Origin of the sequence: Acinetobacter sp. UBA801, from assembly GCA_002296655.1 — a bacterium.
Classification (GTDB): domain Bacteria; phylum Pseudomonadota; class Gammaproteobacteria; order Pseudomonadales; family Moraxellaceae; genus Acinetobacter.
Window position 1 is genome coordinate 17,702 of record DBIN01000050.1, and the last position, 15,037, is coordinate 32,738.

General features: G+C 41.3%; 11 protein-coding genes. 8 read left to right on the forward strand and 3 right to left on the reverse strand.

The window, feature by feature from the left end; translation table 11 throughout:
* Window positions 1-106: 106 nt before the first annotated feature.
* Entirely contained in the window at window positions 107-1,936 is a 1,830-nt protein-coding gene (locus B2W49_RS10275; RefSeq protein ID WP_291340666.1) for a phosphoenolpyruvate carboxykinase (GTP), read from the reverse strand.
* Window positions 1,937-2,350: 414 nt separating this feature from the next.
* On the opposite strand from B2W49_RS10275, the gene B2W49_RS10280 reads away from it, so the two are divergent.
* From B2W49_RS10280 to B2W49_RS10300, 5 genes are all read left to right on the forward strand, one after another.
* Window positions 2,351-3,289, forward strand: coding sequence for a diacylglycerol/lipid kinase family protein (locus tag B2W49_RS10280; protein ID WP_291340668.1), 939 nt, complete (start codon window positions 2,351-2,353; stop codon window positions 3,287-3,289).
* On the forward strand, window positions 3,270-4,043 hold the full coding sequence (locus tag B2W49_RS10285) for a metallophosphoesterase family protein (RefSeq protein WP_291340670.1): 774 nt from the start codon (window positions 3,270-3,272) through the stop codon (window positions 4,041-4,043). Before B2W49_RS10280 ends, B2W49_RS10285 begins: the two co-directional genes overlap by 20 nt.
* Before the next feature lie 185 nt (window positions 4,044-4,228).
* Window positions 4,229-4,519, forward strand: a complete 291-nt coding sequence (locus B2W49_RS10290; protein WP_004972131.1) for a co-chaperone GroES — start codon at window positions 4,229-4,231, stop codon at window positions 4,517-4,519.
* A gap of 59 nt (window positions 4,520-4,578) precedes the next feature.
* Window positions 4,579-6,213 (forward strand): chaperonin GroEL, encoded by a 1,635-nt coding sequence (groL, locus tag B2W49_RS10295; protein WP_291340672.1) that lies wholly within the window; start codon window positions 4,579-4,581, stop codon window positions 6,211-6,213.
* 263 nt (window positions 6,214-6,476) lie between these two features.
* A complete protein-coding gene (locus tag B2W49_RS10300; RefSeq protein ID WP_291340673.1) occupies window positions 6,477-7,628 on the forward strand; it encodes a helix-turn-helix transcriptional regulator in 1,152 nt (383 codons plus the stop codon).
* A gap of 37 nt (window positions 7,629-7,665) precedes the next feature.
* Here the strand turns inward: B2W49_RS10300 and B2W49_RS10305 are convergent, their stop codons facing one another.
* A complete protein-coding gene (locus B2W49_RS10305) occupies window positions 7,666-8,862 on the reverse strand; it encodes a hypothetical protein (protein WP_291340675.1) in 1,197 nt (398 codons plus the stop codon).
* A 282-nt stretch (window positions 8,863-9,144) separates the two neighbouring features.
* On the opposite strand from B2W49_RS10305, the gene B2W49_RS10310 reads away from it, so the two are divergent.
* The 3 genes from B2W49_RS10310 to B2W49_RS10320 all read left to right on the forward strand — a co-directional run bounded on the left by B2W49_RS10310 (window position 9,145) and on the right by B2W49_RS10320 (window position 14,485).
* A complete protein-coding gene (locus B2W49_RS10310; RefSeq protein WP_291340677.1) occupies window positions 9,145-12,237 on the forward strand; it encodes a multidrug efflux RND transporter permease subunit in 3,093 nt (1,030 codons plus the stop codon).
* 175 nt (window positions 12,238-12,412) lie between these two features.
* On the forward strand, window positions 12,413-13,747 hold the full coding sequence (gene mgtE, locus B2W49_RS10315) for a magnesium transporter (protein WP_291340679.1): 1,335 nt from the start codon (window positions 12,413-12,415) through the stop codon (window positions 13,745-13,747).
* 147 nt (window positions 13,748-13,894) lie between these two features.
* A complete protein-coding gene (locus tag B2W49_RS10320) occupies window positions 13,895-14,485 on the forward strand; it encodes a DUF4112 domain-containing protein (RefSeq protein WP_291340681.1) in 591 nt (196 codons plus the stop codon).
* A 111-nt stretch (window positions 14,486-14,596) separates the two neighbouring features.
* Here the strand turns inward: B2W49_RS10320 and B2W49_RS10325 are convergent.
* A partial coding sequence (locus B2W49_RS10325) for a M48 family metalloprotease (protein ID WP_291340683.1) occupies window positions 14,597-15,037 on the reverse strand: 441 nt, incomplete at its 5' end.

The following is a 15,037-nucleotide window of genomic DNA, read 5'->3' on the forward strand; positions in this document are numbered from 1 at the left end:
CATCAGGTGGGATTGTTGAAGAGCTGATTTCGATGCTTTAACACCTAAAATATCAGGGCAATAAAAAGGTCACCGAAGTGACCTTTTCTTGCTAATCGGCGTTGAATTACGCAGATTTAACCGCTTCAAGTAAAGCAGCTTGACGTGCTTTCAATGCAGCAGGTAAGCGCTCACCAAGTTTGTTGAATAACTCAGTGTGACTTTCTAACTCTTTGATCCATTGTTCTTTGTCTTGCGCTGTAACAGTTTCAAATTGCTCTTTAGAGAAATCTAAACCAGTCCAGTTCAATTGCTCATACGTTGGAACAAAACCAATTGGAGTTTCAACAGCTTCTGCACGACCTTCGCAACGATCAATGATCCACTCAAGTACACGCATGTTTTGACCAAAACCAGGCCATACGAAGTTGCCTTCTGCGTCACGACGGAACCAGTTTACGTTGTAGATGCCTGGTAATTTGTTACCTGCAGCTTTTGCTTTTTCGCCAACTTGCTCACCCATTTCTAACCAGTGAGAGAAGTAGTCTGCCATGTTGTAGCCAGCAAATGGCAGCATTGCAAATGGGTCACGACGTACAATACCTTGTTGACCAACTGCTGCAGCAGTGGTTTCAGAACCCATAGTTGCTGCTTTATATACGCCATCTACCCAGTCAAATGCTTCAGAAATTAGAGGCACTGTGTCTGCACGACGACCACCGAAGATGAATGCTGAAATTGGAACACCTGCTGGATTTTCCCAGTCAGCATCAATAGAAGGACATTGACCTGCTGAAACAGTAAAGCGCGCATTTGGATGCGCTGCTTTTTCTGCGCCAGTGTGTGGTTGACCTTTCCAGTTGGTTAAATTTGCAGGAACTTCTTTAGATAGACCTTCCCACCATACTTCGCCATTGTCAGTTACGGCAACGTTGGTGTAGATCACGTCTTTGTGAAGAGTTGCCATACAGTTCGGGTTGGTCTTAGTGTTTGTACCAGGAGCAACACCGAAGAAACCTGCTTCAGGGTTAATGGCATATAAGCGACCATCTTCACCTGGCTTGATCCAAGCAATATCGTCACCTACAGTTTCAATTTTCCAGCCTTCATAACCTGTAGGTGGAATTAACATCGCAAAGTTGGTTTTACCACATGCAGAAGGGAATGCTGCTGCGATGTAGTGTTTTTCACCTTGTGGATTGGTCACGCCTAAAATAAGCATGTGTTCTGCTAACCAGCCTTGTTCACGGCCCATTGCAGAAGCAATACGAAGCGCTAAGCATTTTTTACCCAATAATGCGTTACCGCCGTAACCAGAACCATACGACCAGATTTCACGAGTTTCTGGATAATGTACGATGTATTTTTCTTTGTTACATGGCCAAGCAACGTCTTTCTCGCCTTCAGCCAAAGGCGCGCCCACAGTGTGTACGCAAGGAATAAATTCGCCATCTGTGCCCAATACGTCATAAACAGCTTTACCCATACGAGCCATTTTAGACATGCTGACAGCAACATAAGGAGAGTCAGTTAATTCAATACCGATGTGCGCAATGTGGCTACCGAGTGGGCCCATAGAGAATGGAACCACATACATGGTACGACCAGCCATTGAGCCGTCGAATAAACCGTTTAATTTAGCGCGCATTTCAGCTGGCGCTTCCCAGTTGTTCGTCGCACCAGCATCTTCTTTGTTTTCAGAGCAGATGTAAGTACGGTCTTCAACACGAGCAACGTCAGAAGGATCAGAATTTGCAAGGTACGAACCAGGGTGTTTTTCTTGGTTTAATGCTTGCATGGTGCCGTTAGCGATCATCAAGTCGATTAGACGTTGATATTCTTCTGCGCTACCGTCACACCATTCAATTTTTGCTGGTTTCGTTAACTTTGCAATTTCTTCAACCCATGCAATAAGCTTAGGGTGACGAACGAATTCTGGTGCGTTCACTTGGGTCATGGTGAGGCCTATCTTAAATGTGTACAAGTTGTGTACAAAGTACAATCTGAACAATGGGTACATAGTTCAGATGAAATATGAAAAAAAGTGGCTGTATTAAAGCACAAAAAGATATAAAAAATAAGACATAGGCTTGATTTAGCTTTGTGTGAACAACACCATATAAATTATGAATAATATATATGAAACATAGGCTTACAATTTTTACGTGCTCCACTTATTATTATTTTGAAAAATTATGGGCATTATTTATTTTAATTATTTTTAATTTAAACAGTTGTTTATGTGTTTAATTCTTTAAGGAGTGATTATTGATTTAATGAATGTTCATTATTCGATTTTTACATAAAGCCGCTTTTCATTTAGCATTAATTGGTTAAAGATAGAGCAAAAGCTTTAAAATGATTGAAGAAAATGTCGATAACTTTACAGCCTTTATCTCTTATTTATAATCAAAAATCAGGATTTCATTCAACACACCAAGAAGGTGTCTATGAAGAATTGTTGCATATTTTGTCACAGCATGGTTTTGAAATTCAATTGTTTGAAATGGGTGAAATCGGAAACTTTGATCAACTGATGCAACAGGTGTTAGCGCGGCATGAAGCAGCGCATTTAAGTGGTGTTGTGGTTGCGGCAGGTGGTGATGGTACTTTAAACGCAGTGGCAGCTAAACTGAAAGGCACTCGCATTCCGATGGGCATTTTACCTTTAGGCACGTTTAATTACGTGGCGCGTTTATTGAATATTCCTCTAGATTTAATTGAAGCTGCACAGGTTATTGGCACAGGCACGACGCGCGCTGTGCATGTGGCACAAATCAATCAACATATTTATTTAAACAATGCTAGTTTAGGTTTGTACCCTTTATTTATCCAAAAACGTGAGCGTTATAACCAATATTTAGGGCGTTTGCCTTTACATGCCTACACCTCGGCTTTAGATGTATTACTGCGTGACCGTAAAGAATTAAAACTAGAGTTAGAGTTCGATACAAAGCGCTATCCACTGAAAACCCCACTCATTTTCTTTGGTAATAATCAATTGCAACTGTCTGAAATGAATTTACACATTGCCAAAGCGGCTGCAGCGGGGAAAGTTGCTGGTGTTGCAGTGACAAAGTCTGATAAATTGACTTTATTTAAAATTCTGTGGCAATTTATTCAGGGGAAGGCTGAGCAAGCCAATGATATTTACAGTTTTGCAGCAGAGCATGTGGTCATTCATAGTAAATGTCTACAACTGACCGTGGCGCTTGATGGAGAAATTGTTAAAATGCGCCCGCCACTACGTATTTCTGTATTAAAAAATGCATTAAAAATTAAGGTGCCGCATGCTGCTGCATCTGTCTGATTTGCACTTTGGCACTGAAAATGTAGCGTGTATGCAGGCAATTCAACAGCTGTGTGAAAGTATGCGTCCTGAAGCTGTAGTGGTAAGTGGTGATTTAACCCAACGTGCACGCTATGCACAGTTTTATGCCTGTAAGCATTTTTTAGACAGTTTGAATTTGCCGTATTTGGTTGTGCCAGGTAATCATGATATTCCGCTATATCATCTTTGGAATCGTTTTTTTAGCCCATTTGCACGGTATCAACTGTTTTTTGGACGTATGGAAACAATTTTGGAAATCGACCATTTTTATGTGATTGGAATAAATAGTATCAGGCGACGTTTTCACACCCGTGGGCATATTTCTTTGAATCAAATTCAGGCGGTTGATGCTTTTCTGCAAGCCGCGCCAAGCAATAAGTTCAAAATTTTGGTGGCGCATCAACCATTTTATACAGCTCCAGATGATCGTCACGGCATTAAAGATTGCCCAGTGTTAGGGCGAATTGCCTTAGAACAGTGGAGCAAAAATGGTTTATATGCCTTGCTGCATGGACATTTACATCAACCTGCAGTGTATGACTTAAATCAAATTTATGCGTTAGGTGCAGCGCATCCTGTGCTTGATATTCATGCGGGTACTGCAATTTCGTATCGTTTGCATCAGGGTATGCCGAATAGCTTGAATGTATTGTATAACAATGGTGATGTGCAGCATTACATTTTTGATACCGCACAAAAGCAATTTGTATTGTGGCAAAAAAATGCAGAATAAAACATCGAACTAGCCAAATTGTTTAAAAAAACAACAAAAACTCAAATATTTTTAGCTTTTCCCCTTGAAGCGTTTTTTTCCATCCCCACAACAGTGTCATCTAAAATTTATTTTGATGATGACCAAAGGAATAAATAAGTCGTCATCAAGAATCTACACATTGACCTAGTCTGATGGAGTTATTTATGAGCAACATTCGTCCATTACATGACCGCGTAGTAATTCGTCGTGTTGAAGAAGAAACAAAAACAGCTGGCGGTATTTTGCTTCCAGGTTCTGCTGCAGAAAAACCAGCGCAAGGTGAAGTGATTGCAGTAGGGAATGGTCAAATCACAGACAATGGCGTGCGCGCTTTAGATGTCAAAGTGGGCGACAAAGTCTTGTTTGGTACTTATGCAGGCACCACAGTTAAAGTAGACGGTGAAGAACTTCTAATTATGAAAGAGTCTGATATTTTAGCAGTACTTGAAGGCTAAGTTCAGAACTCATATTCAAAGCAAATTTGAACATTATTTAAAAATATTTGGAGTTAAACATGTCAGCTAAAGACGTAAAATTTGGTGATTCAGCTCGCACAAAAATGATTGCAGGTGTAAACGTACTTGCAGACGCAGTTAAAGTAACTTTAGGCCCTAAAGGTCGTAACGTGGTGATTGACCGTTCTTTCGGTGCACCGCACATCACTAAAGATGGTGTATCTGTTGCGAAAGAAATTACCCTGAAAGACAAATTTGAAAACATGGGTGCGCAATTGGTTCGTGAAGTATCGAGTAAAACCAATGACATCGCAGGTGACGGTACGACCACTGCAACAGTACTTGCACAAGCCATTTTAAATGAAGGCATCAAATCTGTGACTGCGGGCATGAACCCAATGGATTTGAAACGCGGGATTGACCTTGCTGTTAAAGCAGTAGTTGAACACATTAAAGCCACTGCTAAACCAGCATCTGACACGAAAGCGATTGAGCAAGTCGGTTCTATTTCTGCAAACTCTGACACGACTGTGGGTAAGTTAATTGCAGAAGCAATGGAGCGCGTGGGCAAAGAAGGCGTGATTACCGTTGAAGAAGGTTCAAGCTTTGAAGACTCGCTTGACGTTGTAGAAGGTATGCAGTTTGACCGTGGTTATATCTCGCCATACTTCGCTAACAAACAAGATACTTTGACTGCAGAACTTGAAAATCCGTTCATTCTTCTTGTTGATAAAAAAATCAGCAACATTCGTGAACTCATTACTGTACTAGAAGCGGTTGCAAAAACAGGTAAGCCTCTTCTGATCATCGCTGAAGATGTTGAAGGCGAAGCGCTTGCAACGCTTGTTGTGAACAACATGCGCGGCATCATTAAAGTATGTGCGGTGAAAGCGCCTGGTTTTGGTGATCGTCGTAAAGCAATGCTTCAAGATATTGCAATTTTGACAGGCGGTACGGTTATTTCTGAAGAAATTGGTATGTCTTTGGAGCAAACTTCTCTAGAGCACTTGGGTAGTGCGCACAAAGTAACAGTCTCTAAAGAAAACACCGTGATTGTGGATGGTGCTGGTGATGCAAATCAGATTTCTGAGCGTGTTCAGCAAATCCGTGCGCAAATTGAAGAATCTACTTCTGAATATGACAAAGAAAAACTTCAAGAACGTGTTGCTAAATTAGCAGGCGGTGTAGCAGTCATCAAAATTGGTGCTGCAACTGAAGTTGAGATGAAAGAGAAGAAAGACCGTGTAGATGATGCGCTTCACGCAACTCGCGCTGCGGTTGAAGAAGGTGTTGTTGCAGGTGGTGGTGTTGCACTGGTGCGTGCTGCATCTGCACTTGATGGTCTGACTGGTGCTAACGATGACCAAAACGTAGGTATCAACATTCTTCGTCGTGCAATCGAAGCTCCGCTTCGTCAAATCGTAGCCAATGCTGGTGATGAGCCATCTGTAGTAATCAATGCTGTGAAGAACGGTGAAGGTAACTATGGTTATAATGCTGCGACTGGTGAATATGGCGACATGCTGGAAATGGGTATTCTTGACCCTGCAAAAGTAACTCGTTCTGCACTTGAACATGCGGCTTCTGTTGCGGGCTTAATGTTGACAACTGAATGTATGATTACTGAAATCCCAGAAGAAAAACCAGCAATGCCTGACATGGGCGGCATGGGTGGTATGGGCGGCATGATGTAATCCATCATCTTCCATAAAGTTAAAAAAAACCTCGTATTTTTATACGGGGTTTTTTTATGGTGCAGGTTTTTTTGTAAGTTGGAAATTATGCACATGAAAAAGCAAAATTGCCCAACTAATTTCTATTTACACATTAAATGTGTGATATGTATCTAAACTACTTTTCTTTGTGAATAAAACTCATTATTCTATTTAGAACAATAAGAAAAACAAATGATTAAATAAATGCAATGCAGGCTGGAGTAGGCATTAAGGGGTTAAAAATGGATAACCAAGAACACGAAATTATAGGCAGTATTTATGATGCCGCTGTAGATGTGAGTTTATGGCCGCAAGTAATTGAAAATATTGTTCAATATACAGATAGTAAAACCGCTATTTTTACTGCTTTAGACCAATTTAGCCCAAGTTACGATTTTTTATTTAGTCACAATATTCCAGATGAAGCTTTGCATGCCTATCGTGATGAGCGGATTCGCGTGATTGACATGCAGTTACACCGAGTATTGTGGGAAAATTCGGGTGTGGGGCAAGTAGCGAGCTCGGATTTATCGCATTATGGGGAAAACCCTGAAAGTGATGAATATATCTTTTATGAACGCTGTTTGAATCCAACGGGAATCAGTTATATATCCGCTGTTTTGCTTGATCAAGGATCACATCGCTGGGCGGTTTTAGGGTTACACCGTGCGCCTGATGCAGCGCCGTATCAACAAAAAGAGTTGGATTTTTTAAAGCAATTGGGGGTGCATTTGCGCCGTGCTTTACAAATCCATCGTCAGTTTAGTTTGGTTAAACAAGAAAATTTAAGTTTGTATAGTGTGCTCGATCATTTAAAAACAGGTGTAATTTTACTTGATCATCAGCTGAGTTTAACTTATTCAAACCCTTTAGCTCAAAGCATGATTGAACACGATTCATGTTTAGATTTGGATTTGTATAATCATTTAAAAACCCATGCTTATGATCAAAGTCGTTTAGATCAATTATTAAATTCAGCCTTATTAGGACAGTCTGCATTGAATGCAGATGTAGGCGGTGTATTGGCTTTGTCAGATGCGAAAGGACGAGAATTAATGCTGACTATCGTGCCTTTTTCTAAATTAAAAAATATGCAGCATCAAGATGCAGGACAACATCAAATAGCGGTATTTCTGACCGATAAACATCAACTCTACGCCTTGTCAAAAGCCTATTTGCAGCAAGCTTATCAATTGTCTAAACGTGAGTTTGAGCTGTGTGAGTTGTTGTTGAATGGTTGTAAGTTAGAAGAAATCGCTGAACATTGTGGAGTTACGCTCAGTTCGGTGCGCACTTATTTTAAAAATATTTATGAAAAAACCCAATGCAACTCGCAGATTGAACTTATGCATTTATTAATGGGCTGTACCATTCATTTTGAGCATATTGGTTAATGCAGCCTAAGTCGGGCTTAGGCTGCTTCTGAGTATTTTAGTTACTACGTTGAAGGGTAACAGAGGGTTCGCCTTGTGTGCCTATGGTCAGACTTGTGCCTGAAATAGTATAGTTTACAATTGATTTGGAATTGTCAAAGCTATCATGGAATCCAGCACATTCGTTAGTGTCATAAAAAACTTCGGTAGGTGTGAGTGTATTCGCAGTAATGGATAACTTGCCATATTCAATTCCCGCCCAACCGCAATCTTCACCACCTTCTCCATCTAGGAAGAAGTAGTAGTTATTGTCAAAGAAGGCAAAGAGTTGAGTTTCTGAGAACTTCCAAGTACCGACTAGACCTGATGATTGTTTGACTTTAGTTAAAATATAGGTGCTATTACTTCCTACATCGGTCAGCACTAAATCTGTACCGTTATAACTTAAGCGGTATTGACCATCATTGTCAGGATGTGAAAGCCCGTAGTCACCGTTTGTATCGAGTGAGATCTCTGGACTCAGCGCTGAAGTTAAAGCATTCCAATTTAGTCGTCCTATTTCAATACCAGGTTGCCCCGTTACATCAGCTTCATCTGCTTCACCTAGCGCGTAACGTCCGTCTGGTAAAATATGTAATACAACAGCAGATGTATTGGTGCGTCCAATTTCCCAAGTTCCAGCAATATCTTTATAAAAGGTGGCTTGGAAGTTTTCTGCAGCTTTTTCTGGTGTCACGATTCGATCTAATGGGATATCGGTTTTAGGGATCACTTCATTGACAAACGTAGTTGAAAACTCTGCGGGTGCTTGCTCGAAATTCATATTCACAGCGGTTAAGGCTGTTTGAATATCTGGTTTAATTTCGATCCCATTACTATGGTCGCCATCATGATCTAACGTTTGTAAAAACACCATTAAATTTGTTCGGGCATTTTCTGATTCGGCTAAATCTAGTGGGGTAATACGTGCTTTAGCTTCAATGGCTTCACCAAGTTGGACATCGCCAATAAAGAATCGGACAGTATCGCCCTCAGCATATTTAAACTCACCTTTATCATTGGTGAAGTCTTCAATACTTTCACCTGAACTCGAGGTTCTGAGATATTTAACCCCAGTTACAGGTCCATCGGTTAGTACACCAATTTGTGTTGTTGAACTCGGTGGAGGATTAGGATTGCTATCAGAATCATTGTCTGAACCGCCACATGCACTGAGTAAGCCTGCTAAAGTTAAGCATAATAAAGTTTTTTTCATCACGAATTCCTTGTTATTCAAATTGTCATGTCTGCAGTATAGAAATAAGATGAATCTAGGAGCTATCCCAAAATTGGGAGGGTAAATTAAAAAATCTGCAAGAAAAAATGAAGACCAAACAACATTTTTGTGACAAAACTAGGTTTTTTGATATGCAGTCATCGAAGTTCTATTTAGCTGTGTTAATTTGAAATACAGTTTCAAGTTTTTTGATGATATTCGTCCACTTGATTCATTTCATATTTAAATATCAACATTGTCATCTATAAGTGATCCTGTTTTATGCTGTCTAAATTTTTTATTGAACGTCCTATTTTTGCTGGTGTGCTCGCCATTATGGTGATGGCACTTGGGATTTTTTCAGTATTAAATTTACCTGTAGAACGCTACCCAGACATTGCACCACCGCGTATCACCGTCAGCGCCACGTATACTGGAGCTTCGGCAGAAACGGTTGAAGAAAGCGTCACACAGGTTTTAGAACAGCAAATTAAAGGCTTAGATCACTTACAGTACTTTAGTTCTAGCAGTGATTCTTCAGGACGAAGTCGAATCAGCATTAGCTTTGAAAATGGTACCAACCCCGATACCGCACAAGTCCAGGTACAAAATGCGATTAATGGTGCAATTAACCGCTTACCTGAAGATGTGCAGCGTCAGGGGGTGAATGTCTTTAAGTCATTGGGCGATACCCACATGGTGATTGGGCTGTACGATGCCACAGGCAAAAGCAGCAATATTGCATTGTCTGACTATATGATGAGTCATTTAGAGCAAGAGTTGGCACGCATTGAAGGTGTGGGTGAGGTCGATGTTTTTGGTGCGCAATATGCAATGCGGATTTGGCTGAATCCGATAAAGTTAAAACAATATGCGCTAATGCCAAGTGATATACGTGCTGCAGTATTAGCGCAAAATACCCAAGTCGCGGCAGGGGCAATTGGTGAATTACCCACAGCACAAGAACAATATCTCAATGCCAAAGTCACCTCAGGTTCACGCTTAAAAACGGTAGAAGAATTTGAAAATATTATTTTAAAAGCAGATCAGGCAGGTGGCTTTGTTTATTTAAAAGATGTGGCACGCATTGAACTTGGTGCAGAAAATTATCAAAGCTTTAATACCATTAATGGTTTTCCATCGGCAGGGATGGGGATTTCCTTATCGTCTGGTGCCAATGCGCTACAAACTTCAGCCTTAATTCAAAAACAAATTGAGCATTTAAAACAACAATTGCCCGAAGGTTACCAAATTGTCTATCCACGAGATAACACGCCTTTCGTGCAGGAATCGATTAAAGAAGTGGTGAAAACTTTAATTGAAGCGGTGATTTTAGTCGTCATCGTGATGTTCTTGTTTTTACAAAACTGGCGCGCAACGCTCATTCCTGCTGTGACCGTGCCTGTGGTGATTTTAGGCACCATGGCCGTGTTACAACTCTTTGGCCTGAGTATTAACACGCTGACCTTATTTGCTTTGGTTTTAGCGATTGGTTTGCTGGTGGATGATGCGATTGTTGTTGTCGAAAACGTTGAGCGTTTGATGCATGAACAGCAGCTCTCGGCTAAACAGGCATCCATTGCTTCGATGCAGGAAATTAGTGGTGCTTTGGTCGGTATTACTTTGGTTTTAACCGCAGTATTTATTCCTATGGCATTTTTTGGTGGTTCAACTGGAGTGATTTATCGCCAGTTTTCCATCACCTTAGTCACTGCGATGGCACTGTCTTTAGGTGTGGCATTAATTTTAACGCCTGCCTTATGTGCCTTGATTTTAAAACCCAACCCACAACCAGCCCAATGGGCCATCTGGTTTAATCAAAAACTGGAACGCATAAAACAACACTATCTCAAATTAGCAGGCTGGACGATTCAGCATAAAGCGGTATGTCTAGTTGTTTTTGCAGGTTTACTGACAGTTTTTGCTATGTTTTACCGTGCCTTACCTACCAGTTTTATTCCCAATGAAGATCAGGGCATGTTGACGGTGCAGTTTAAATTGCAGGAAGGTGCGCCGTTGTCTAAAAGTCGTGAAGTGGGCGAAAGCATACGTGAATACTTTATGCAGCATGAAGCCCAGAATGTCGATCTGGTGATGATTCGTTATGGACGTAATTTTTCGGGAACAGGGCAGAATTTAGGGCAGGGTTTTATTGCGCTAAAACATTGGGATGAACGTCAAGGGCAGCAACATACTGCACAAGCCATTCGTGAACGTGCCATGCAGCATTTTCGACAGCATCCCAATTCACACATTACCATTGGCATGCCCGCAGCAGTCCGTGGTTTGGGGCAAACAGATGGTTTAGAGTTTTGGATGCGCGATGTGAACGGTACAGGACGTGATTTTTTAACCCAGCAATTTCAAAATTTGCAGCAGCAAGCCACTCAATATCCAAGCTTTAAAAATTTAGATCAACGCGCCAATCCTGAAAAAGCACAGCTAAACGTCACGATTGATCAGAAACAGGCGATGGCTGCAGGTTTAAATCAAACAGCGATTAACAGTACTTTAGCGGCAGCGTGGGGCGGCAGTTATATCAACGATTTTATTGACCGTGGTCGAATTAAGCGCGTGATTATGCAGGGTGATGCCGAGTTTCGTGGCAAACCTGAAGATTTGAACCAATGGTCGGTACGCAGTCAGCAAAATCAAATGGTACCTTTTAGCCAGTTTGCTCAACTCAGCTGGAGTGGTGGGCCAGAAGTGGTCAATCGGTTTATGGGTTATAGCGCTTTGCAAATGGAAGCTGACACTGCTGAAGGATATAGCTCGGGGCAGGCGATGCGTGATTTAGAACAGATGGTGGCACAGCAGCAGGGCATTGACTTGGCATGGAGTGGATTGTCTTTTGAAGAAAATCAGTCCAGTAATCAGGCTTTGTTACTGTATTTGGTTTCTATCGGGTTTATTTTCTTGTGCCTTGCGGCCTTATATGAAAGTTGGAGTATTCCCACAGCGGTCATGAGTGCCATTCCTTTAGGAATTGGTGGAAATATTATTTTTAGTTATTTGGCAGGTTTCCCAAATGACATTTATTTCCAAATTGCATTGCTTACCACCATTGGTTTGTCATGTAAGAATGCCATCTTAATTGTGGAATTTGCTTCGGCTGCGCAGCAACAAGGCAAACAAGTCATTCAAGCCGCTTTGGAAGGTGCGAGTTTGCGGCTTAGACCTATTTTAATGACCTCATTAGCATTTGGTGCAGGTATTTTACCGCTAGTATTTGCGTTTGGTGCTGGTGCAGCAAGTCGTCAGGAAATTGGGGTGAGTGTTTTGGGTGGAGTAATTTTTGGCACAATTTTAGTGCTTGTTTTTATTCCATTTATGTACGTGCTGATTCGTGCTGTATTTCAAGTCAATCGTTCTTAATCTATGAATTAAAGGTGTTTTTTATTAAGCACTTAGAAGAATTATAGGCTATGATATAAAACGCTCAAAATCTTGTATCAATCAACCTGTTTTCGGATTTTAAGTAGTGGTTTGGGCTGCGAAACTTAGCCCATTCTTCATTTTACGTTTTGGAATGATGGAGTGGGTGAGATCAATGACCAATCTGCACGCTGAACAGTTAGAACAAGCCTTGCAATTACATCAGCCAAGTACAGTGAGCAGCTTGATAGATGGTATCAACCCTGCCGATTTAGCCGATTTAATGCAGCATTTAAGTCTAAAAGCACAGCTCAGTTTAATTGAACAAATTGACAGTGCTGCCTTAGTGATGGAATTTTTACCACTGCATTCACAACTTCAAATTGCCGAAGCGATGGTACCGCAGCAATTGGTCAAACTGATTTCAGCCATGCATTCAGATGACCGTACCGATTTATTTAAGTTACTTTCGCCGCCTTTACAGCACTTTGTCAGCTTACACATTACGGAAGAAAAACGCGCACAGATTCAGACTTTAGCGCGCTATCCTGAAGAATCTGCGGGCGCGATTATGAGTTCGGATTTCGTGGTGCTCTCGCCAGAACTAAACATGCAGCAAGCTATAGCTGAATTGCGCAGAATGACCGCAGATCGGGAAACTTTGTACCTGATTTATATTGTCGATGAGTTGATGAAACTATTGGGAGTGATTTCTTTAAGAGAAATTATTCAAAACCCACCTGAACAAAAAATTAAAAATGTGATGTGCACCGATTTAGTCACTGGTTTAGTGACAGAAGATCAGGAAAGTATTGCGCAAAAACTCAGCCATTATGATTTTTTGGCCTTGCCGATTGTAGACCACGCACAGCATTTACTGGGGATTGTCACCTACGATGATGTGATGGACGTGGTACAGGCAGAAACCACGGAAGACTTTTTAAAATCCAGTGCGGTCGCATCTTCTCCTGGCATGAGTATAAAAACTGCGCCAATTTTGTTTCTATACCGCAAACGTGTGTTTTGGTTGGTGATTTTGGTATTTGGTAGTTTATTGTCAGGAATCGGCATTGCCCATTACGAAGATATTATTGCAGCACATATTGTGCTGGTTTTTTTCTTGCCACTTTTGGTCGGTAGTGGTGGTAATGCGGGTTCTCAGTCTGCGACCTTAATGGTACGGGCACTAGCTACAGGCGATGTGCAATTTAAAGATTGGTTGCATTTACTCGGGCGTGAAAGTTTAGTAGCGCTGTGTTTGGGTGGAACTATGGCTTTTGCGGTCTCAATTTTAGGCTATTATCGTGGCGATATGATGGTGTCTGTAGTATTAGCACTGAGTATGTTGGGCATTGTGCTGATGGGCTGTTTAATTGGCATGAGTCTACCTTTTATTTTGCATCGCCTGAAACTAGACCCTGCTAGTGCCTCTGCGCCTTTGGTAACATCGATTTGTGATGCAACAGGCGTGGTGGTGTACTTATTTATCGCTTCGCAGTTGTTACTTTAAATGCTGTCGGTGATGATGTGACTCATTGCAATTTTATCTTAAAACTTTTTCCATTGATCAAAATTCTATTTATCAAAACAATACAGACTTGAGCAAAAAACAGCTTTATTCTCAAGTAGATTGCACTTACCTAACGATACGTTTTCTATGCCAGAACCTGCATCTTCAAAAAAACTTAGCCAGCAAGAGGTGATTCGCTTAGAGCGCGATTTAGCCAAATTTGCCAATATGATGGATTCTGTGGTGCGTATTCCATTTACCAAGCAGGGTGTGGGAGCCGATGCTGCATTGGGAACTGTACCTATTGCAGGGGATGTCGCAGGTTTTGCACTGACCTGTTATGCGATTTATAAAGCCAAACAAATTGGCGTACCGCAAACCAAACTCACGCCAGTGATTAAACTTGCTGTGGTGGATGCGGTGGTTGGTTTTGTGCCAATTGTCGGTACACTATTTGATGTATTTATTCGCCCAAGCCGCAAAGCTTTAGATGTAGTGCATACGCATATCCGTGAAGAATATCAGATTCACAGTGAACATCATGTGGTGCATCCTTTTTTACATGAGCGATTGGAACATAAACAACAATACTCGGCATTTTGGCGTAATCCCGTAGTCGCATGGCTGTGGTTACATTTGCCTGATTTGCTTGGCGTGATTTTTCTTATTTTCTTTGTTTGGGCGGTCTGGCTTGGTGCAAGTTGGTTGTGGCACTGGTCGCAAAGTTTTGGGTTTTAAAGAACCTGTTTAATATATTCCAAAACTACGCAGCAGATCTAATTTACAGACATGAAAAAAGCTTCCCTGAGGAAGCTTTTTGATGTAACTGTTACTGTATCGCTATGAGCATTAAGGTAAATTTAATTGCTGTAAAGCTGCAACACGTTGTTCAATACTTGGGTGAGTTTGGAATAACGCTGCCAAGCTAAAACCTTCTTCTTTGCCTGCAGAAATTGCAAAAGCTTTCATTTCTTTTGGCATAGCATCTGGCATTTCAGATTCTGCCTGCAAGCGTAATAATGCAGAAATCATAGCTTGTTTACCTGCCAAACGTGCACCTGCTTCATCTGCACGGTATTCACGTTGACGCGAGAACCACATCACAATTGAAGATGCCAAAATACCAAAGACAATATCTAATACAATGGTAATTGCAAAGTAAGCTAAGCCTGGGGCTTCGCCATCTTCACGACCAAAGACATTACGGTCAATAAAGTCACCTGCAACACGAGCAAAGAACATGACGAATGCGTTGACCACGCCTTGAATTAGCGCCAAGGTCACCATGTC